The 22,659-nt window shown below is 27.2% G+C and carries 21 protein-coding genes and 1 riboswitch; of the genes, 15 read left to right on the top strand and 6 right to left on the bottom strand.

Going from position 1 to position 22,659, the window contains the following annotated elements:
- Positions 1-207: 207 nt before the first annotated feature.
- Positions 208-1,038, bottom strand: coding sequence for a MerR family transcriptional regulator (locus ACQPUY_RS03205; protein WP_430839473.1), 831 nt, complete (start codon positions 1,036-1,038; stop codon positions 208-210).
- Positions 1,039-1,135: 97 nt separating this feature from the next.
- Between ACQPUY_RS03205 and ACQPUY_RS03200 the strand changes: the two genes are divergently transcribed.
- Together ACQPUY_RS03200 and ACQPUY_RS03195 are read left to right on the top strand one after the other, a co-directional pair.
- Positions 1,136-2,869, top strand: coding sequence for an ABC transporter ATP-binding protein (locus tag ACQPUY_RS03200; protein WP_430839472.1), 1,734 nt, complete (start codon positions 1,136-1,138; stop codon positions 2,867-2,869).
- Positions 2,862-4,640, top strand: a complete 1,779-nt coding sequence (locus ACQPUY_RS03195) for an ABC transporter ATP-binding protein (RefSeq protein ID WP_430839471.1) — start codon at positions 2,862-2,864, stop codon at positions 4,638-4,640. The genes ACQPUY_RS03200 and ACQPUY_RS03195 overlap by 8 nt, the downstream gene beginning before the upstream one ends.
- A gap of 90 nt (positions 4,641-4,730) precedes the next feature.
- On the opposite strand, the gene ACQPUY_RS03190 is transcribed toward ACQPUY_RS03195, so the two are convergent.
- Positions 4,731-5,366: a DUF3793 family protein gene (locus ACQPUY_RS03190; protein WP_430839470.1), complete on the bottom strand. Its 636-nt coding sequence runs from the start codon at positions 5,364-5,366 to the stop codon at positions 4,731-4,733.
- Positions 5,367-5,389: 23 nt separating this feature from the next.
- Entirely contained in the window at positions 5,390-5,806 is a 417-nt protein-coding gene (locus ACQPUY_RS03185; protein WP_430839469.1) for a flavodoxin, read from the bottom strand.
- A gap of 169 nt (positions 5,807-5,975) precedes the next feature.
- Here ACQPUY_RS03185 and ACQPUY_RS03180 point away from each other — a divergent pair, with 169 nt between their 5' ends.
- The 3 genes from ACQPUY_RS03180 (at position 5,976) to ACQPUY_RS03170 (ending at position 8,013) form a co-directional block, all read left to right on the top strand.
- Positions 5,976-6,185, top strand: a complete 210-nt coding sequence (locus ACQPUY_RS03180) for a hypothetical protein (protein WP_430839468.1) — start codon at positions 5,976-5,978, stop codon at positions 6,183-6,185.
- Positions 6,182-6,643 (top strand): sensor histidine kinase, encoded by a 462-nt coding sequence (locus tag ACQPUY_RS03175; RefSeq protein ID WP_430839526.1) that lies wholly within the window; start codon positions 6,182-6,184, stop codon positions 6,641-6,643. Before ACQPUY_RS03180 ends, ACQPUY_RS03175 begins: the two co-directional genes overlap by 4 nt.
- 116 nt (positions 6,644-6,759) lie before the next feature.
- On the top strand, positions 6,760-8,013 hold the full coding sequence (locus ACQPUY_RS03170) for an Nramp family divalent metal transporter (RefSeq protein WP_430839467.1): 1,254 nt from the start codon (positions 6,760-6,762) through the stop codon (positions 8,011-8,013).
- Between the two features lie 4 nt (positions 8,014-8,017).
- On the opposite strand, the gene ACQPUY_RS03165 is transcribed toward ACQPUY_RS03170, so the two are convergent.
- Entirely contained in the window at positions 8,018-8,896 is an 879-nt protein-coding gene (locus ACQPUY_RS03165) for a LysR family transcriptional regulator (protein WP_430839466.1), read from the bottom strand.
- 177 nt (positions 8,897-9,073) lie between these two features.
- Here ACQPUY_RS03165 and ACQPUY_RS03160 point away from each other — a divergent pair, with 177 nt between their 5' ends.
- From ACQPUY_RS03160 to ACQPUY_RS03145, 4 genes are all read left to right on the top strand, one after another.
- Entirely contained in the window at positions 9,074-9,736 is a 663-nt protein-coding gene (locus ACQPUY_RS03160) for a DUF6198 family protein (RefSeq protein ID WP_430839465.1), read from the top strand.
- A 177-nt stretch (positions 9,737-9,913) separates the two neighbouring features.
- Positions 9,914-10,333, top strand: a complete 420-nt coding sequence (locus ACQPUY_RS03155; protein WP_430839464.1) for an Rrf2 family transcriptional regulator — start codon at positions 9,914-9,916, stop codon at positions 10,331-10,333.
- A gap of 119 nt (positions 10,334-10,452) precedes the next feature.
- The gene (locus tag ACQPUY_RS03150) at positions 10,453-11,001 is read left to right on the top strand and encodes an NADPH-dependent FMN reductase (protein ID WP_430839463.1); all 549 of its coding nucleotides are present in this window, start codon (positions 10,453-10,455) and stop codon (positions 10,999-11,001) included.
- Between the two features lie 217 nt (positions 11,002-11,218).
- Entirely contained in the window at positions 11,219-12,409 is a 1,191-nt protein-coding gene (locus ACQPUY_RS03145) for a pyridoxal phosphate-dependent aminotransferase (protein ID WP_430839462.1), read from the top strand.
- A gap of 139 nt (positions 12,410-12,548) precedes the next feature.
- Here the strand turns inward: ACQPUY_RS03145 and speE are convergent, their stop codons facing one another.
- Both speE and speD read right to left on the bottom strand, forming a co-directional pair.
- Positions 12,549-13,406 (bottom strand): polyamine aminopropyltransferase, encoded by an 858-nt coding sequence (gene speE, locus ACQPUY_RS03140; RefSeq protein ID WP_430839525.1) that lies wholly within the window; start codon positions 13,404-13,406, stop codon positions 12,549-12,551.
- Positions 13,407-13,416: 10 nt separating this feature from the next.
- A complete protein-coding gene (gene speD, locus ACQPUY_RS03135) occupies positions 13,417-13,830 on the bottom strand; it encodes an adenosylmethionine decarboxylase (RefSeq protein ID WP_430839524.1) in 414 nt (137 codons plus the stop codon).
- A 438-nt stretch (positions 13,831-14,268) separates the two neighbouring features.
- On the opposite strand from speD, the gene ACQPUY_RS03130 reads away from it, so the two are divergent.
- The 6 genes from ACQPUY_RS03130 to ACQPUY_RS03105 all read left to right on the top strand — a co-directional run bounded on the left by ACQPUY_RS03130 (position 14,269) and on the right by ACQPUY_RS03105 (position 22,315).
- Positions 14,269-15,246, top strand: coding sequence for a diaminopimelate dehydrogenase (locus tag ACQPUY_RS03130; protein WP_430839461.1), 978 nt, complete (start codon positions 14,269-14,271; stop codon positions 15,244-15,246).
- Between the two features lie 191 nt (positions 15,247-15,437).
- Positions 15,438-16,169, top strand: a complete 732-nt coding sequence (locus tag ACQPUY_RS03125; RefSeq protein ID WP_430839460.1) for an AzlC family ABC transporter permease — start codon at positions 15,438-15,440, stop codon at positions 16,167-16,169.
- Entirely contained in the window at positions 16,166-16,489 is a 324-nt protein-coding gene (locus ACQPUY_RS03120) for an AzlD domain-containing protein (RefSeq protein WP_430839459.1), read from the top strand. The genes ACQPUY_RS03125 and ACQPUY_RS03120 overlap by 4 nt, the downstream gene beginning before the upstream one ends.
- A 14-nt stretch (positions 16,490-16,503) precedes the next feature.
- The gene (locus ACQPUY_RS03115; RefSeq protein ID WP_430839458.1) at positions 16,504-17,877 is read left to right on the top strand and encodes a bifunctional metallophosphatase/5'-nucleotidase; all 1,374 of its coding nucleotides are present in this window, start codon (positions 16,504-16,506) and stop codon (positions 17,875-17,877) included.
- A 103-nt stretch (positions 17,878-17,980) separates the two neighbouring features.
- A riboswitch (cyclic di-GMP riboswitch) is annotated at positions 17,981-18,067 on the top strand.
- Between the two features lie 157 nt (positions 18,068-18,224).
- Entirely contained in the window at positions 18,225-20,393 is a 2,169-nt protein-coding gene (locus tag ACQPUY_RS03110; RefSeq protein ID WP_430839457.1) for a pectate lyase family protein, read from the top strand.
- Between the two features lie 578 nt (positions 20,394-20,971).
- A complete protein-coding gene (locus tag ACQPUY_RS03105; protein ID WP_430839456.1) occupies positions 20,972-22,315 on the top strand; it encodes a dicarboxylate/amino acid:cation symporter in 1,344 nt (447 codons plus the stop codon).
- Positions 22,316-22,659: the final 344 nt, after the last annotated feature.

Below are 22,659 nucleotides of genomic sequence, written 5' to 3'. Positions count from 1 at the left end.
ATATTTTTTATCATAAAGAAATTTATATATTTTTGTATGAATTATTAAATGGAAGTTGAATAAATAAATTAATTATAATGGAACAGTAGTTAGTTTTTCTAAAAAGCTAACTACTGTTCTTATATATTCTTTAGAAAATTTTAAAGAGGTACCTTTTGAATAATCTTTTATAATTTCATTATGTAAGCTCTGAAGTGATCTTGTTTTTTAGTTCTCTGAAACTTGTATTGATACTTTTATTATGTAATCATCAATGTTTTTACAAACTAGCTCATCAGCTAATACTTTTTCGTATGAATTTCCAATGATTTTTAGATTATTATTATTAATATAAGAAATTAATTTTTCATAAAAATAAGGAAGCTTATCATAGTATCCTTTAAAATATCCTACAACATATAAACCTTTAGGTTTTTTTATTATATTAGTATGATTTGATATATTTTCTTTATTTGTTTTAGTAAAATAAAAACTACAATCTTTGTAATTACCTATAATTAAATTATCCATAGATATTATAGTCCCAGTTGAATATCCAATATTGAGGTCATTGTCAAAACAATAGTTTACATGATTAACATAAGTATCAATATCATAATACTCTTTACTATTATCTATAGAATTGCTTAATACCAGATATTCTTCATCTTCATAAGCTAGTTTTATTTCTCTTTTATAATTTTTACTTTCCTCAATTGATTTAATTTTATTAATTAGTCTTTCTTTATTTGCCTTTAATTTATTAATTTCATTTTCTATATTTATAATTTCCGAATTTAAAATATTAATAACGTTATTAATACTTCTTTTATTTATAAAATCTTTAATTTCTTTAAGAGACATCCCCATATCTTTTAAACTAAAAATAATACCTAATAATTCTATTTGAGTATGAGAATAATACATATATCCATTAGGTAATATTTTTTCAGGTTTAAATAAATCAATTTCATTATAGTAAAATAAAGTTTTTTTATTTATATGAAATAGTTTAGCAAATTCACCAGTAGTAAAATAAAGCTTATTATCATTATTCATTTAAAATTCCTCCTTGACTGTCTAGTTACTGGATACTTTAAGATTATTATAGCATAAAATAATAAAATTTTTACAAATGAAAGGAAGTGAAAATATCATGAAATTATTATTAAACTACATAAAAAGATATAAATTACTTCTAGCTCTTAATGTTATATCTGTGTTTGGATTTGCTTTAGTAGAGCTTGGAATTCCGACTATAATGGCTAAGGTTATAGATCATGGAATAGTATATCAAGATATAAGCTATATAAAAAGAATGGGAGTAGTAATAGGAATTATATCAATAATAGGAGTTATAGGAACTATAACTTTAGGATATTGTTCAGCTAAAATATCTAGTAATATAACAAGAGACATCAGAAATGATATTTTTAAAAAGTCACAGGAGTTTTCGCATACAGAGTATGATAAATTTGGAGTATCATCAATGATTACAAGAACGGGAAATGATGCCTTTGTATTACTTCAATTTACTAATACACTGTTAAGAATGGCACTTTTAACTCCAGTAATGTTTATTATAAGTTTAATTATGATTTTAAAAACTAATGTATCTTTATCTTTAGTTTTAGCAATAACTGTACCTTTTATAATTGTTGGTGTTATAGTAATTGCTAAAAAATCAGAGCCTTTATCTGAAAAACAACAAAAAAAGTTAGATAAATTAAATAGAATATCAAGAGAAAATTTAACGGGAATAAGAGTAATAAGAGCATTTGGAAATGATAATCATGAAGCTGAGAGATTTGATAAGACAAATGAATCATATGCTAAGGTAGCAAAAAAAGTGAACAAACTTATGTCTATATCTCAACCAACATTCTTTTTTCTACTTAATTTAGCAATTATAGCTATATTTATAGTTTCTAGTAACATGATAAATGCTAACAAACTACAAGTTGGTCAATTAGTAGCATTTATAGAATACTTATTCCATGCAATGTTTTCTATTATGTTATTCTCTATGGTTTTTGTTATGTATCCGAAAGCACAAGTATCAGCTAATAGAATAAATGAAATTTTAGTAGAAGAGCCTATAATAAAGAGTCCTATAAATGGAGTTAAAGAAACAGATATTAAGGGAGAAATAGAATTTAATAATGTTTCATTTAAATATCCAAATAGTGAAGAATATGTATTAAGAAATATATCCTTTAAAGCTAAAAAAGGTGAAACTATAGCCTTTATAGGAAGTACAGGCAGTGGTAAAAGTACATTAATAAATCTTATTCCAAGATTTTATGATGTAACAGAAGGATATATTAACGTAGATGGAATAAATGTTAAAGATTATGATTTAAAAGCTTTAAGAAAGAAAATAGGGTTTATTCCACAAAAATCTTTATTATTTACAGGAAGTATTACAAATAATATTAGATTTGGTAAGAAAAATGCAAGTACTGGTGAAGTAGAATATTCCACAAAAGTTGCACAAGCTTATGATTTTATTGCTAATAAACCAAAGAAATTTAATGAAGTTATAAGTGAAGGTGGAGCTAACTTATCAGGAGGACAAAAGCAAAGATTATCAATAGCTAGAGCAATAGTTAGACAGCCTGAAATTTATATATTTGATGATAGCTTCTCAGCATTAGATTTTAAGACAGATGCAACATTAAGAAAAAGACTTAAAAGTGAAACAAAAGAGTCTGTTGTTTTAATAGTTGCACAAAGAGTAGGATCTATAATGGATGCAGATAAAATCATAGTTCTAAATGAAGGTGAAGTAGTTGGTATAGGAACTCACAAAGAACTTCTTAAAAATTGTGAAATTTATTATGAAATAGCAGAATCACAGCTTACAAAGGAGGAGTTAACTAATGAATAATTTAAAAAGAACTATAAATAAAATTACTCCTTTTATAAAAAATTATAAGTGGTCCTTTATAGGAGCTATTACATTTATAATTTCATCAGCTGTATTTACAGCTATAGCACCTAGAACAGAAGGTTTAATAATCACTCAATTAACAAAGGATTTTGAAAAAATTATAAAGGGTGTAGAAGGAGCTAGTGTAAATTTTAATTATATATATAAAGTTTTAGTTTTATTATTCTTTGTTTATATAGGTAGTGCTGGTTCTACAATTATAGCTAACTTTTTGTTAACAAATGCAATTCAAAATACTATGAAGGATATAAGAGGTAAAGTACAAAGAAAAATAAGTAAGTTACCAGTAAAATATTTTGATGGTAATAGCTATGGTGATGTATTAAGTCGTATAACAAATGATGTAGATACTATATCAAATGCACTGCAACAAAGTTTCTTGCAGGTTGTAAATGCATTTTTAGCAATAGCATTAGCGTTAATAATGATGTATTCTATTAACATTAAATTAGCACTTTTAGCAACTTTAATAATTCCAATAAGTTTATTAATAACAAAATTTATAGTAGGAAAATCTCAAAATTTATTTATTAAGCAACAAGAAGCTTTAGGTAAATTAAATGGAAGAGTTCAAGAAATATATACAGGTTTTAATGTAATTAAGTTATATGGAAAGCAAGAGGATGCTATAAAAGATCTTATGGAAGCTAATGAAGAGCTAAGAGAGAATGGATTTAAGGCTCAATTTATATCAGGAATAATGTCTCCATTAGTAAGTCTTGTTACTTATTTAGGAATTGCAACAGTGGGAGTTACAGGAGCTATTATATCAATAGCAGGAGGTATAACTGTTGGTAATTTACAAGCATTTATCCGTTACATATGGCAAATAAATCAACCATTATCTCAAGTAACACAACTTTCTTCAGCAATTCAATCAGCTTTTGCAGCAGCTCATAGAGTATTTGAATTTTTAGAGGAAGAAGAGGAAGTTAGGGATATAGAAAATTCTATTAAAGTAGAAAATCCTAAGGGAAATGTAAGTTTTGAACATGTAAAATTTGGATATAGTGAAGATAAGATATTAATTAAGGATTTAAGTGTAGAAGTTAAAAGTGGACAAATGGTTGCTATTGTTGGACCAACAGGAGCAGGAAAAACTACATTAATTAATTTATTAATGAGATTCTATGAAATTAATGGTGGATCAATAAAAATTGATGGCGTAGATATAAGAGATATGAAACGTGAAGATTTAAGATCTATCTTTGGTATGGTACTTCAAGATACATGGCTATTCAATGGAACAATTTACGAAAATCTAGAGTATGGTAGATTTGGAGCAACTAAAGAAGAAATAATAGAAGCAGCTAAAGTAGCAAATGTACATCATTTTATAAAAACATTACCAGGTGGATATGATATGTTTTTAAATGAAGAAGCTTCAAATATTTCTCAAGGAGAAAAGCAGCTTCTAACTATAGCAAGAGCTGTACTTAAAGATCCAGCTATATTAATTCTAGATGAAGCAACAAGTTCTGTTGATACAAGATTAGAGTTATTACTTCAAAAAGCTATGAGAAACATAATGAAAGATAGAACAAGCTTTGTAATAGCACATAGATTATCTACTATTAGAAATGCAGATTTAATATTAGTAATTAATGAAGGAAATATAATTGAACAAGGAACTCATGAAGAACTTATGGCAAAAGGTGGTTTCTATGAGAACTTGTACAATAGCCAATTTGCAGATAAAGAAAATTAAAGTATTAATTAAAGGGTAAAGAAACTGTAAATCAATTTCTTTACCCTTTTTTTAAATAATTTAAATTTTATTGAAAATATAATATTAAAATTATATATATTTAGCACTTTGATTAAAAGAATTTTTTATACTTAAAACTAAATTAATAGATGAATTTCCAGTTAGTATAGTTTTTATTGTATGTTCTTTAATCTTATCATATGTATCAAAAATTGTTTTGGCTTTATTACTATCGTTATAAACTTTCCAATATTTACATAATAAACATTTCTTTGTAGTACATTCTATAAAATCTTTAACATCTTTAATAGGTATTCCTAAAAATATTCCAATTTCATGGGGGCAGTGATATTGCTCATATCTAAATTTTAATGTATTCACATAATCTGTAGTAGATGAATTAGAAGAATAGCCTATATTAGTTAAAAAATCTATATTATGCTTAGAATTTAGATGTTTTCCTAATATAGATTCATCATAAACCATAATTACAACTGCATCGAAACATTCTCTTAATTGAATATAATTTAAGTTTAACTCTTTTATAAAAGGAGAACCAAAAATATTCCAATTTTCATATAATTTAGGATTATTTTTCTTTATTGTAATTGTAACAGCTGGTTTAGCACCTGCTATAACTAATGATAAATTATACACTAAAAAAGTTTCTACGTATTCTTTATCATCCAGTGAGTTTAATTTACTGTAAAAATCTAAATATTTCATAATATATCACCGCCAACTAAATTTTATTCAGAAGCTATTTTTTTACCAAAGTCTATGCATTCTTGTTCGTTTGCATCAGGCTCATATTGCATTATTAATGGAGAATCAATAAGAGTGCATCCATAGCCTGTCATTCTTTCTTCAAAATCTCTCATCCATTGACCATCTCCCCATCCATAAGAACCAAATAATGCTACTTTTTTACCAGATACTTTAGAGGAGATTTCTTCTATGAAAGGTTCAAACTCAGATTCTTCAAGAATTTCATCACCCATAGCAGGACAGCCTAATATAAGTATTTCATCTTCTAATAATTCCGCTATATTGACATTAGAAACGTTTATAACTTGTACATTTTTACCAGCTTGTACAATTCCATCTTTAATTAATTCTGCCATTTTTTCAGTATTACCTGTTCCAGACCAGTATACTATTTTCATAAAAACAACTCCCAACACTTAATTATTAATAATGAAAATCATTATCAATTAAAGTGTATATTATTAATATTTCTTTGTCAAGAATTATTTTAAGTAATGATTATACAATTGATAATTAAATTATTTTATATTACTATAAATTATTATATGTAGTTTAAAGGAGGATAAAGTGGATAAAAAAATTGAAAAATTAATTAGAAATTATACTATAGAAGATTTAGAAGGAATATTAGATAAATTACCTTATCAGGTATGGTTAAAAGATAAAGATGGAAAACATATATATATAAATAAATTAGGAAATCACAATATTATTAGCATAGTAGAAAATCTAATTATGTCAACTGTAAATATGCAAATGAAAAGAAACGAAATATAGTTTTTGATACGGATCAAGAAGAACTAATTCTAGCTCGTGATTCAGATAAAATTGAAAAAATTATTCTTAATCTAATATCTAATGCAATAAAATTTTCGAATTGTGATACTGATATAGAAATAAAAATTAATACAGACTTACCTTCAAAAAGGTTATTTATATCTGTTAAAAATTATGGCGAAATCATTGAAGAAGATGATAGGGAGAGAATTTTTGGGAAATTCACTCAAACAGAAAATTTATTTATTAGAAAAAATGAAGGTAGTGGCATAGGGTTATTTCTAGTTAGAAAATTTGTAGAAATGCATAATGGTAAAATATATGTTGAGAATATAGAAAATGCAACTCAGTTTACTTTCTATCTACCTATATACATTATAGAAGAAGAGGTGTATAACCAAATAATAGATGAAAATGATATTTTAAATAAATGTAATATTGAATTTTCCGATATATAACAACTTAAAAGTAATAAAAATACAAAGTTGTATTTTTATATTAAAATACTATAATTATATATAACATAAGATAAATAATGTAAGTTGATATATAGTAATAAGGAAGGAATTTATAAATGAAAGAAACAATAAAGAAAACTTTTATAAAAGAAAATCAAAATTTTAGTGGAAGGGAATTCTTGAAATATATAGGACCAGGAATATTAGTTACAGTTGGATTTATAGATCCAGGAAATTGGGTATCTAATATTTCAGCAGGATCTGAATATGGGTACAAATTATTATGGATAGTAACCTTATCAACAATAATGCTAATAATATTACAACATAATGCAGCACATTTAGGAATAGTTACAGGTCTATGTATTTCAGAAGCCATAAGTGAATATATAAAGCCTACTATAGGTAAAATAATAACTTCAACAGCAATATTAGCAGCAATAGGAACAGCAATGGCAGAAATTTTAGGGGCTGCCATAGGCTTAAAAATGCTTTTTAATATTCCTATAAAATTAGGATCATTATTAGCAACAGCATTTATTATATTTATGCTATTTTCAAATTCATATAAGAAAATAGAAAAAATTATAATTGGATTTGTATCATTAATTGGAATTTCATTCATATTTGAAGCTGTTTTAGCAAATATTAATTGGGGGGAAGCTGTTAAAGGATGGGTAACACCATCAATTCCAAGGGATTCTCTACCAATAATAATGAGTGTATTAGGAGCAGTAGTTATGCCACATAACTTATTCTTACATTCTGAAGTAATTCAAAGTAGAGAGTGGAATCTTAAAGATAAAGCTATTATGGAGAGACAATTAAAATATGAATACATGGATACAATTTTATCTATGATAATAGGCTTTATTATAAATAGTGCAATGGTTCTTGTATCTATAACATTCTTTAGAAATAATATTTCAGTAACAGAACTTGAACAAGCACAAGAATTATTAAAACCATTATTAGGAAATTCAGCAGCAATAATATTTGCAATAGCATTACTTTTTGCAGGAATAGCATCTTGTGTTACAGCAGGAATGGCAGGAGGATCTATATTTGCAGGATTATTTAAAAAATCCTATGATATAAATGAGAAACGCACTAAGATAGGTGTGCTATTAACAATGATTTTGGCATTAGTAATAATATTCTTTATTAGTGATCCATTTAAAGGATTATTATATTCACAAATGCTATTAAGTGTACAACTTCCAATAACTATTTTCACTCAAATATATTTAACATCATCTAAAAAGGTTATGGGAGAGTATAAGAATACATTAGTAGAAAATATTATGTTATGGATAATTGGAGCAATTGTCACTGCTTTAAATATTATGTTATTAATAAGCTATATTTAAATAATTATAAGCCTTTCTCACAGACATATTTATAGAATGATTCTGCTGCTGGCGAATGATATCTGTTTTTCATTCTGGCTGCATAAAAATAGCTTTCCCATTCTGGCTGAATTATTGGAATAGTTTTTACATTCATATATTGAAGAGAAGACATTTTAGGGAGAATTGCTATTCCAAAATTTTGAGCAACAAGTCCTGCAATAAAGTTATCGTCCTCAACTTCATAGGCAATATTGGGAGATTGCCCTATTTTATTAAATAATCCATCAATTACAGGTCTTAGACCGCTATTTTTTGAAAATACTATATGTTTATATGGTATTGTTTCTATTAAATCTAATTCATTATGCATAGCTAGTGGATGTCCAAAGGGTACAATGGCACACATTTCCTGTTTCTGTACTGGTACAAACTCAATATCAGCTTCACTTTCTATTTTCGAACAAAAACCGATATCATAAATATCATTTTTTAGTCCCTGTATAATATCATTTGTTACTCCTGTATAAAATTTAAAATCTATATCCTTATCTTTATTAATATCTAAAAAATTATGAGTTACTCTTGGAATATCCTGTATTGCAAGAGGCTTTATACTAGATATATTAATTTGTCCACCTCCTTTACTTATAATTTTAAAAGAATTTATGCTTGAATCTAAAATACTTATAACTTTATTGACATCATCAAAAAATATTTTTCCATACTTATTTAATACTATATTCCGACCTTCTTTTTCAAATAGAGAAACACCAAGTTCATCTTCTAATGATGCCATAGCATGACTCAATCCTGGTTGAGTTATTTTTAATTTTTCAGCTGCTTTTCCATAATGCTCTAATTTAGCTAATGTAACAAAATATCTCAAATGATATAAATTCAATATTTTTCATCCTTTCTAAAATCATTTTTTTTATTATCTCATAATACATGCAAAAAATGAATTGATTACCATAAAATAAATCATTAGAATTTATGAAAAGCATATTCTATAATAAATAAGTGAAAAAATTACATAATTAATTTAATTATTTTTATTTAAATGAAAGAAGGCTTATCTATGAAAAAAATTAAAATGCCAGGTGAATTAGCGCTAATTGTTGCAGTAATTATTAATAGCCTTGGTATTGCATTAATGACAAAAAGTAATTTTGGTATATCATCTATCTCTTCAGTTCCTTATGTTTTTAGTAGTGCATTTTCTATTTTGAGTTTTGGAACATGGAATTATATATTTCAAACAATCTTAATTATATCTCTAATGATATTAAGCAAAAAAATTAATATTGGCTATATTTTCTCTTTTCTAATGGGACTTGCTTTTGGAAAAATGATTGATGTTCATGAATTATGGATTTATTTTTTGCCAGATTCTTTGATGTGGCACATTATTTACTTTATAACAAGTTTTTTTATAATAGCATTTGGAATATGTCTGTCAAATAACAGTATGCTTCCAATTATTCCAACAGATACATTTCCAAGAGACTTATCTGCTATTTTAAAAAAGCAATATAAATATATCAAAACTACATTTGATATATGTTGTTTAACTACAACACTTATAATATCATTATTTATTCTTCATAAAGTTATTGGAGTTGGTATTGGTACAGTTATCTGTGCACTTACTACTGGAAAAATAGTTTCACTTATACAATCTTTTTTAGATAAACATGTAGAGTTTTATAGATATATTTTATCAGACAGTGTTAAGGTTTAATGAACTTTGTATTTTTATTCACATCTCTTAGTAAAAAAATCATTAAGAAAATTGATAATTAATAACTTATATATTTTTTAAATATATGAAATTGTATGAAAATTAATATTATAAAGAAGATTATTTCATTGACAAATATTTCATTTGAAACTATAATGGTAACAAATGGAGGAGCTGATGATTATGTACTCAACAAAATATGCTGTAAGCATTCACATTTTAAGTCTTATTGCTTTGAAAAAGGAAGAAAGTATTACATCTGACTATATTGCTAGTAGTGTTAATACTAATCCAGCACTTGTTAGACGTCTTATGAGTGATTTAAAAAAAGCAGGGCTTATTAAAACACAAACTAAAATCGGCGTAACTATGCTTTTGAAAAAACCAAAAGAAATATCTCTTTTAGAAATTTTTAAAGCTGTTGAAAATAGGCATGACCTATTCGCTATCCATTCAGATACTAATAAAGATTGTCCTGTGGGTTCTAAAATAGGATATGTATTAGAAAACATTAATGGAAAAGTTCAGTCAGATTTTGAAAAGATGTTAGAATGCTTGCATTTATCGGATATATTGGATGGATTAGTAGATATATAATTTTAATTATTTATCTTTATTAAAAATAAAAATTTAATGACTTATAAATGAGTTTATAAAAAATCTATAGTCTATGACAATAAAGGCTTAGAGATTTAAAATATTAGGAGGGAAAAATTATGAGTAAAAAAACAATTGGAGTAATTGTAGGAAGTTTAAGAAAGGAATCTTTTAATAGATCAATTGCAAATTATGTAGCATCAGTAATACCTACAGAGTATGAAGTAAAATTTATTGATATTAAGGATGTTGATATGTTCAATCAAGATTTAGAAGATAATCCACCAGCTTCTTGGACACGTTTAAGAGAAGATGTAAAATCTGTTGATGCATATCTTTTCTTTACTCCAGAATATAATCGTTCAGTACCAGCAGTATTAAAAAATGTTTTGGATGTAGCGTCAAGACCATATGGACAAAATGTATGGGCTAAAAAGCCAGCAGGAATAGTAAGCGTATCTATGGGAGGTATATCTGCTTTTGGAGCAAATCATCACCTAAGACAATCGCTTACTTTCTTAGATGTTTATACATTACAACAACCAGAAGCATATATAGGAAATGTTATTGAATTACTTGATGAAAAGGGTGTTTTGGTAAACGAAAATACAAAAAACTTTTTAAAGTCATATGTAGACGCTTTTGTAGCTTGGGTAGAAAAATTTTAATAAGTGATTTCTAAAAAGAAAATAAAGTTTAGTAAAAGAATGATAAGGGCAAATAGAAGTAATTTTTTATTTGCCTTTTAATATAAAGTAAATTAATTAAGGTAATATTTTCAGAAGGGAATTGTCTAAATAATCCATTAGAAGGTATAATAGATTATAATAAAGAGATGAGCTCTTTATTATTTGGGAAAATAAATGGTGTAGAGGAGTATTTAAGATGATATCACAAAAAATGTATAAATTAGGAACTAAGAAATCTACAATAAGAACTATTTTTGAGTATGGAAGAATGAGAGCTAGCATAGTTGGAGAAGAAAACATATATGATTTTAGTTTAGGAAATCCAAATGTTCCAACACCTAAATTTATTACTGATGAACTTATAAATATATTGAAAAATGAAGATCCATGCAGTATTCATGGCTATACAGTTGCACCTGGAGATCCAGAAGCAAGAGAATTACTTGCAAAAAGTTTAAATAAAAGATTTGAAACTAATTTTTCAGGAAGTAATTTGTTTATGACTGCTGGGGCAGCTGCAGCTATAAGTATATGTTTCAAAGCTTTAAGTGAAGATAATGATGAGTTTTTAACATTTGCTCCATACTTTCCAGAGTATAATTGTTTTGTAGAATCTACTGGTGCTAAATTAACAGTTGTACCAGCTCAAGTAGAAGATTTTCAAATTAATTTTCCAGAATTTTTAAAGAAAATTAATAAGAATACAAAGGCTGTTATTATCAATTCGCCAAATAATCCAAGTGGTGCAGTATATTCAGAAGAAACAATAATTAAATTAGCAGATATTTTAAGAGAAAAAGAAAAAGAATATAATCATCCAATATTCATAATATCAGACGAGCCGTATCGTGAAATTGCTTATAATAATGTTAAAGTACCTTATATAACTAAATATTACAAAAATACATTAGTATGTTACTCATATAGTAAATCTTTTTCACTTGCTGGTGAAAGAATTGGCTATATAGTAGTTCCTAATGAAGTTATTGATTTTGATAAGGTTTATGGAGCTATAGCTGGGGCATCAAGAGTTTTAACACATGTGAATGCACCATCATTATTTCAAAAAACAGTAGCAAGATGTGCAGATATGCCATCAGATATAAGTATTTATGAAAAAAATATGAAATTATTATATAATGGTTTAGTAGAAGCAGGATTTAAGTGTAATAAGCCAGATGGAGCTTTTTATTTATTCCCAAAAGCATTAGAAGAAGATGATGTTGCTTTCTGTGAAAAAGCTAAAAAGTATGATTTATTATTAGTGCCTGGTAGTGACTTTGGATGTCCTGGACATTTCAGAGCTTCATATTGTATTAAAACTTCAACAATTGAAAAATCACTTCCATTATTTAAGAAGTTAGCTGAAGAATATAATATATTATAAAAATGAAAAAAGAAGCTACTTCAGAAGATAATTATATATTCTTATAATTAGGATTAGAAAATAATAAATAGATAGTGTTAAATAACCACTAAGCAAATAGACTCAAAAATTGCTTAGTGGTTTAGTATTTAGAAATTTACTAGTATTCTTCTTCTTTATTTAACATATTTATTACATAATTAGGCAAATAGAAAGCTCCCTTATGTAATTCTGTATTATAGTATTTTGTTTCTAAACCTAGATCATTCCATTTTTCAGCATCTAAATCTTTAATAGGATCTAATATTTTTGATGCAAAACAGAATATCATATGTCCAGATGGGTAAGTTGGCATATGGTATTGATATGTTTTACATATATCAAATAGATTATTTAGCTTATTATAAGACCTCTTCATTTCATATGCATTATGCGAATAGTAAGGACTTTCACATTGATTTATTAATATGCCTTTTTCTGTTAAGGCATTATAGCAATCTGTATAAAATTCTGTTGTGAATAAACCTTCACCGGGGCCTATGGGATCAGTTGAATCAACAATTATTAAGTCATATAGATTTTCTTTACCTTTAACAAATTTTATTCCATCTTCAAAGTATAAGTTAACTCTAGGATCAGATAATTTATTTGATGTGAAAGGTAAATGTTCTATAGAAGCTTTAACAACCAACTCATCTATTTCAACCATATCTATATTTACAATAGAATTATATCTAGTAAGTTCTCTAACTGTACCACCATCTCCAGCACCAATTACAAGAATATTTTTTATAGTAGGATTTGTAGCAAGTGCTACATGGGTTATCATTTCATGATAAATGAATTCATCTTTTTCAGTTAGCATTGTCCAATTATCGATAACTAAAACTTTTCCAAATTCGTAAGTGTCTATTATGTCTATTTTTTGAAAGTCACTTTGAGCAGAATAAAGATGATTTTTTACTTTCATTGAGAAATTAACATTTTTTGTTTGATTTTCTGTATACCATAACTCCATATTCATCTCTTTATACCTCCAATTTATGGGACATTACTAATTGATCATATTGACCATCACCAAAAGTTCTAATTTTATCTACTAGCCCTCTTGAAACTTCGGTAGATTCGCTTCTATCTGAACCTAATATTTTTTCAAGGTATTTAAATCCATTCCATGGATTAATACTATCACCACATGTAAATAAATCTACTGATGCATAACCATATTCTGGCCAAGTGTGAATTGTAAGATGGGATTCTTGTATAATAACAGCTCCACTTACTCCCCATGGATTAAATTCATGAAAGCAGCTAGTTACTATTGTTGCATTTGCTTCTCTAGCAGCTTGATTCATATGTTTTTCAATAGCTGAATGATCCTTTAATAATTCCTTATCACAGTTATAATACTCTACTAAAATGTGTCTTCCTAATTGTTCAATATTCATAATAAACCTCCAATAATTTTAATTTAATTCCATCCAATAGATAAATATTTTCTTAATAAAAATGCAATATCCATAAAACCTCCTATACAAAATTTGAGAAAAGTTTAGTATTAGTAAATTTCAAGTTAACTATTACTAACTACAATAGTTATTTTAGATTTTTTTGAATAAATTGTCAATATATTCTTAATATTATATTGACAATTTTATGATGATAATTAGGCATAAATAATAATAAAATTAAGCTTTTTAATTGATTTTTAGTTACCATAAGTTGAATTATCGATATATTTTAATAGTTAGAACAAGGTTAAAATACTAAATATAAAAAAAGATTATATGGGAAAAAATATGAAAATATGATAATATTGTTATAAAAATAAATTTAGAATTTATAAAAGGGGGAAATTGGCTTTAGAGTCAAGGAAGTATATGAGTAATAAGATTAGAGTAGGGATTGTTGGTTATGGAAATCTTGGGAAAGGCGTAGAATTAGCATTATCGCAAAATCCAGATTTTCAACTAGAGGCCATATTTACAAGAAGAGATCCGGATAGATTATTAGCTACCTCAAAAATGGTACATATTTCAGAGGTGGAAAATTATAAAGGAAAAATTGATGTTATGATTCTTTGTGGTGGTTCTGCTACTGATTTACCTAAGCAGACACCAGAAATTGCAAAGATGTTTAATATAGTAGACAGTTTTGATACTCATGCAAAGATACCAGAGCATTTTAATAAGTTAGACGATGTAACAAAAAATGCAGGGACTATTGGACTTATATCAGTTGGTTGGGATCCAGGATTATTTTCATTAAATCGTCTTTTAGGTCAGGTAGTACTTCCAAGTGGACAGGATTATACTTTTTGGGGCAAAGGTTTAAGTCAAGGACATTCAGATGCTATTAGAAGAGTAGAGGGAGTTAAAGATGGAGTTCAATATACTGTACCTATTGAAAATGCTATTGATATGATTAGAACAGGAAAAAATATAGAACTTTCAGCTAGAGAAAAACATGAGAGAGTTTGTTATGTTGTTCCAGAAGATGATGCAGATTTGAATTATGTTAAAAATAAAATCATAAATATGCCTAATTATTTTGCAGATTATAATACAATAGTGCATTTCATAACTCAAGAAGAACTAAACGAAAATCATAAGGGTATGCCTCATGGAGGGTTCGTTATTCGGACAGGAGTTACTGGAGATGGAACAAAGCAGAGAATGGAATTTAGTTTAAAGCTTGATAGTAATCCAGAGTTTACTTCTAGTGTTTTAGTAGCTTATGCAAGAGCAGTTTATAGATTGCATAAAGAAGGTCAAATAGGAGCTCGTACAGTATTAGATATTCCATTTAGTTATTTATCTCCAAAATCAGGAGAAGAATTAAGAAAAGAGTTGTTATGAAGATTATTAATTAATAAAAAATTTATAAGAGATTAATACAAGAATTAATGAAAAATGGATGTCTCATAATTATTTTGAGATATCTATTTATTTTCTATGTATTATGTTAAATGAAACTAGTGATTTGTAAGAATTTTAGGTTCCTAATAGAAATTTTTCTACATAATAAGTAAATATAAGGGGGGCTTCTAATGAATGAAAATACTATATTTGAATTAGAAGAAAAGGATGTAGTAAATAATGAAGAGAATTTTAAACAAGGAGTTAAGGATTGTATTCCAACATTGCTTGGATATTTAAGTATTGGATTCGCTGCTGGAGTAGTTGAAAAAACTTCAGGCATGAGTATTTTAGAAATAATTCTAATGGGGCTTATACTTTATGCTGGTTCAGCACAATTTACAGCGGCAGCAATGATAATGTCAAATGCATCAATCTCTTCTACAATTTTTACTATATTCTTAGTAAATTTAAGACATTTATTATTAAGTGCTTCAATAGCACCATATTTTAAAGGCCTTTCAAAATTAAAGAGCTTTATAATAGGGGTTGAATTAACTGATGAAACTTTTGTAGTTGCAGCTAATAAAGGATCAAAAAGTAAAAAAGTAAACTTTAATTGGATGTTAGGACTTAATATAACAGCGCATTTAAATTGGTTAATAGCTAATATTTTAGGTGGGGTATTTGGAGAGTTTATAGAAGATCCAACGAATTTGGGCTTAGATTTTGCTCTTCCAGCTATGTTTATAGGATTATTAATAATTCAAATATGTCAAGAAAGTAAATATAAGAAAAATGTGATTATTGCAGTACTAACAGTTATATCAATGTTTATATGTAGTAAATTATTTTCTGGAAATATAAGTGTCATTATTGCAACAGTAATAGGAGCGACAATTGGGGTGGTGATGGATAAATGAAAGTAAGTTCGTATGTTTTAATTATAATTATAGGATCAGGAGTAGTAACTCTTTTACCAAGGGTTCTACCTTTAGTTTTCTTAAATAATGTGAAATTAAAAAAAGAAGTAGTAAATTGGCTAAATTATATACCAGTTGCAGTCTTATCAGCTCTTTTAGCTCAAGAATTACTTATTTCAAATGGACAAATATCAATATTCAATAATGAAAAATTACTAGCAGCATTACCAACATTCTTAGTGGCAATTATAACTAAAAGTCTATTGGGAACTGTAGTAGTTGGAATTATATCAATGTTAGCAATAAAGTTAATATATTAGAAGGGGATAGAATTATGAGATTTAAGATATTACATACTAATGATATTCATAGTAGGTTTGAAAATTTTGCTAGAATTACTACTAAAATAAAAGAGTTGAAAGATGAAAATACATTGATTTTAGATGCTGGAGATTATCATGATTTTAAAGATGTAATGCTTCAAGGTACAGGTGGAAAAGCTGGATCAGAGTTGCTTTTAGAGGCAGGTTATGAAGCTATTGCAATTGGTAACAATGAAGGATTTGAAGGTTTAGAGATTCTAAATTCTATGGTAAATTGTGAGAGTATACCATTCTTATCTTGTAACTTGGTTCATTTAGATGGAAGTAGTATCAAAGGAGTTAAAAGAAGTATAATAATTAATAAATCTGGAGTGAGATTTTTAATAATTGGAACATCACCTAATTTTAAAACTTTTTTTCATCTTTTAGGTATGGATACTCTTGATTATAAAGAGCAAATTAAAAAAGAGTTAAGAGATAATGAAGGAAAATATGATGTATGTATTTTGCTTTCACATTTAGGACTTATTGAAGATACTGATATAGCTAATACTATGGAAGGAATAGATATTATAATTGATGGTCATAGTCATGATCTTATGTCAGAGCCAGAGATAGTTAAAAATACTGTTATTCATATGTCAGGCTGTTATGGTGAGAATTTAGGAGCTTTAGACTTTGAGTATGATGGAAATATAACTAATATCAATGGAGTAAATATTAATATAAAGAATGTAGAGATGGATGAAAATATTTTAAAGATTATTGAGAAAAATAGAAAAATTGCAAAGGATAATCTTGGAGTATCTCTTTATAGCATAGATAGAGATATGTGGCATGATGTGGTGGAGGAGAATCCTTTAACTAATTTATTAGCAGATGCTATTAGGGATATATTTAATTGTGATATTGGTTTAATTAATAGTGGAATTATGAATAGTGGTATAAGAAAAGGTGAGGTATCTTTTAAGAAATTAATTGAAATATGTCCGTCACCACTAAATCCAACTTATATGGAGATACAAGGTAAATATATAAAGGCGGCGTTAGAGCAATCTTTAAATCCAGAGATTTGTTACCAAGATGGTGCAGGACCAGGCTTTAGAGGAAGATTTTTAGGAAAACTTCATATTTCAGGTGCTATGATTGAACATGATGGTAATAGAATTAATAGAATAATTGTAAATGGTAAAGAACTTGATGAAGAAAAATATTATAGTGTTGCTACCTCAGACTATTTACAAAGAGGTACTGGCTATAAAGCTTTAGCTAATAATATAAACGAGAAATATAATGTAGAATATCTTAGAATAGTACTTAAGGATTATTTATCTAGAAATAATTTTTTAGATAGGTCCTATATTTATAGATGGATTAAAATATAAAGTATATCTATAAATAGTAAATTTATTATAAAATAAAATTATTAATTAAAATATATAAAATTATCTTTACAATCATAAAATGATTATATATAATTAGTCAGTAAAATTTAATAGGCAAACTTAGAGAAATCTAAGGACGCAAAGCTATAGGGACTAAGGTTTTAATAAACTATGTCAGCCAGTTGCCAAAGAGTGCATTACTTTTTGTTTTATTAAAATTAATCTAAATATATTTGTCATATATAATAAATATATTTATTAATGGTTTTGATGATTATTTCTGCTGCTCTTTAGGAGCAGCTTTTTTAATGCACTTTTTAATAAATATATTAAAAAGGGGAATAAAAATGTATAAAGAATCAGAAATAAAGAAAAACAGGTGTATGTCTAAAAGGTTATGTCTGCAGGTCATGGCTATTTCACTAGTATCATCAGTTGCAATTACACAAGCTACTTCTGTTAGTGCTTATAAATTAGATAACAGTGTTAATTCAACATCTATAAGTAATTATGATAAAGAAAATATAGTTATTTTAGATACTTATGGTGATTTAGAAAATGCAAGTGTTGAGTGGAGAGGTTTAGAAGGTGCATCAGGTTATAATGTATACTATAAAGGAATAGGAGAAGTTGATTCTAAATACAGACAGTTAGATAGCGAATTAATAAGACAATATTCATCTTATTTTAGAGCTGATGTACTTGGAATTGAAGAAGGATCTTATGTTATAAAGATAGTACCATTATTTGATGGAAAGGAAAATACATTAAAATCTGTAGTTACTTCATCAATTAATGTTAAGGCTCATACAAGAGAAGGTTTTGCTTTTTCAAAAGACTCTGTTATGGGGACTGCATCAGGTGGATATAATGATGATGGAACCGTAGCTGAAGATGCTAATACACTTTATGTTACAGCAGATAATATAAATACAATAAAGGCTGATGTTATAACAAACTCAAAGGGATCTAAAACTACATGTACTGGTCTTGTTGACATTTTATCAAAGCGTCAAAAAGGTTACGATAAATCTCATCTTATTATACGTATAATTGGGGAAATTAAAGCATCAGATATATCTGGTCTTAACAGTAGTGGATATATTCAATTAAAGGGATGTTATAATCTTACTCTTGAAGGTGTAGGTGAAGATGCTACAATAAATGGTTGGGGGATTCTTATAAGAAACTCAAGAAATGTAGAAGTTAGAAATCTTGGAATAATGCTTTTCCCTGATGATGCTATTTCTTTAGATACAGATAATGAAAATATATGGATTCATAATAATGATATATTCTATGGAACAGCAGGAAGTGATACTGACCAAGCTAAGGGCGATGGTTCAGCAGATGTTAAGGGAAAATCTACTAATGTTACTATTTCATATAATCATTTTTGGGATTCAGGAAAGTCTTCACTTTGTGGCATGAGTGATTCAGAAGAATTTTTTGTAACATATCATCATAACTGGTTTGATCATTCAGATTCAAGACATCCACGTATTAGAGTAGGAACAATTCATATTTATAATAACTATTTTGATGGAAATTCAAAATATGGTGTTGGTGTTACAAAAGGAGCATCAGCTTTTGTAGAAGCAAATACATTTAGAAATTGTAAATATCCAATGCTTAGTTCTCTACAAGGTTCAGATATAGCTGGAAAATCTGCTGGAACATTTTCTGGTGAAGCTGGAGGAATGATTAAGGCTTATAATAATAGCATAACTGGAGAAAAGTCTTTAATTTATGCACAGGATGATGCTGTACAGTTTGATGCTTATCTTGCAAGTTCAAGAGATGAAGTTGTGCCAACGTCATATAAGACAGTAAGTGGAGGAACAACTTATAATAATTTTGATACAAGTTCAAAAATGTATAAATATGAAGCAGATAATGTAGAAGATGTGGTAGGCATTGTTACTGACTATGCAGGAAGAGTTAATGGGGGAGATTTTACATGGACATTTACAAATGCAGATGATGAATTATCATCAGTAAATAAGGCTCTTATGGAAAAACTTCTAAATTATAAGTCTGATATAGTTTCTATTGGAGGAAATTCTGTAGTTGTTAGCCCTGATGATGGTGATAATTCTGAAGTACCAGAAGTTCCATCAGAGCCAGAAGTACCAGAAGTTCCATCAGAACCAGAGGTTCCAGAAACACCAGAAACAGATGACATTAATGTTCAGAATTTCACAGATTCAGGTATTGAAAGTTCATATTTTACTATAAAAGGTAACTTAGGAACAAATAAAACTGGAAGAGTATATAATGGATTACTTTTAACTAAGTATCTAAAAATTGAAACTAGTACAAGTATCTCATTTACTACAGATAGTACTGCAACTTTAACTTTAGTATTAGATTCTAGTTTCTCAAAATATATACTTGTTGATGGAGTTAAATATAAAGCGGATAAAGGTATAGTTACGGTAAAATTAGATGCTGGTAAGCATACTATTAAAAAAGGTGATGCAGCAAAACTTTATTATATGTCTGTTGAAGTTTAAAATTAAAAGGAAATGGAATTGTAATAGAAAAATAGAATATTTAATGATTGTGAGAGTATTTAGAAAATTTAAATTTATACATAATCATAGAGAATACGTTAGACAAAGATTGACAAGCTTTATATTGAATGATAATATAAGAAAAAATCCCTTTAAATTGATTCGAGAAATCAGCAAGGAAGTTATAGTATACTTATAAAGTTTAACTTTTTATCGTAATGAAAATTAAAATAAAAAGTTATTAGTAGAGTTATAGTAGCCTTCCTTATTAGGAAGGCTTTTTTATTCTTTAGGAAATTATATTTGTTTGCTAATAAATTGTTGATAACTTTAACATCTAATAAATATAAAGACATAAATAATAAAGAATAAAAGATAATAAAGTGCGCCTGCTAGTTTTCCTCGCAAGATCAGAAGGAGCAGATGCACTAAAAAAATTGACGCTCCACAGTCGCCTTGACTATTTTTAGTTATGTAAAACATGTATGACTAAAAAGTATTAGAATTTAAGTATATGAAACCTTATGTAGTTGTTTAGGTCTCACAAATAGGGAAATAACTAATTAGGAGAAAATAAAATGAAAGTAAACAACAATAATAGAGTAGCTATAAAAATGGCTATTGCTCTAGTTTTAGGGTTAGTAGTAGGTATAGGATGTTTATTACTAAGAGAAAATTTAATAGCAAATGGAAATGCAGATTTATGGGGGAAAATAAATAATATTTTATTCCAAGACATATCTGCAGAAGGTGCCACAAGCGCTTTAGGAATTTTTTATATTATAGGACAACTATTTGTTAACTCACTTCAACTTATAATTGTACCAATGGTATTTACTTCTATAGCTTTAGCTATGTGTGAAATAAGTGATACTAAGAAGCTTGGACGTATTTCATTTAAGACTATATCAGGATTCTTAATAACATCATTTTTTGCATTAGCATTAGCAGGAATAGTAGGATTTATAATTAAAAACTTAGGTTTATTTACTGCTAACGTAGATAATCTTTCAGCACAAGCAGGAGTAGCAAGTTCTTCAAATCCATTACTTGTAGTAGTAAGTGTAATACCTAATAATATTATATCGGTATTTTCTAAAAATACTGAAGTGCTTGCAGTTGTATTTATAGCCGTGGTAGTAGGATTATGTATTAATAATTTAGAAGGTAAGATTAAGATATTAAAAAACTTATTAGAAGAAGTTAATTCTATTATTACTGTATTTTTAAGTTTCGTAATAACTAAGTTTGGACCAATTGCAATATTTGTACTTATAACAAGAACATTTGCAATATATGGTATAGACAATTTAAAGCCAGCTCTAGTATATGTAGTAGTTACAATATTTACATTATTATTATTCTTAATATTTGGATATGCAATATTTATAGCTGTAGGAGCTAAGGTTAATCCAATTAAGTTTGTTAAGAAAATGGGAAAAGTTGCTTTATTTGGATTTTCAACTTCATCTTCAGCAGCAACATTACCGTTAAATACCAAGACGACAGTTGAAGAACTAGGTGTTGATAAGGATATAGCATCTTTTATATTACCTCTTGGAATGACTATAAACATGAATGGGACTGCAATAATGCAAGTTATTGCAACAATATTTATAGCATCATCAGCAGGTTATAATGTAACAGTAGGAAATATAATTGTTATTGCGTTAATAGCATTAATAGCATCAGCTGGTACTCCAGCAGCACCAGGAGCGGGAGCAATAATACTTTTTACAGTATTATCAGGAATGGGATATAACAATGATGGAGCGATACTTGCTTACTCATTAATACTTGCTATAAATAGGCCTATAGAAATGCTTGTAACATCTTTAAATGTAGTAGGAGATGCAGCAACAAGTGTTGTAGTTGCGAAGTCTGAAGGAATGTTAGATGAAGAAGTTTATAATGCTGATTAAAGTATAGATATAATAAATACATATAAAAATACAAAAATAACATAATTTATAAATTGAAATAAAAAATCCATGGCGGAAATGCCATGGATTTTTATTAAATCAGATGGTATGAACTACTTATATTAAAGTATCATATTTGGATTAAAAGGCTACGCTAGAAATATTAATAAATAGATCATTTTAAAATATTTAATATTTGTGGTGAATTTGTATAAATAGGTATACTTATATATATTAATTAGGGTTTACTATATTTATAAAAAGATCTATAATGATGATAATAAAAATATAGAATTGTTGATAACTTTAAATGTAATAAATATAAAGAGCATAGGTTTCTAAAA

The organism is Clostridium nigeriense, assembly GCF_050585245.1.
In the GTDB taxonomy this organism is placed as follows: domain Bacteria; phylum Bacillota; class Clostridia; order Clostridiales; family Clostridiaceae; genus Clostridium; species Clostridium nigeriense_A.
Note: the sequence above shows the minus strand (reverse complement) of the source record. Positions and strands in the feature narration are given on the sequence as shown.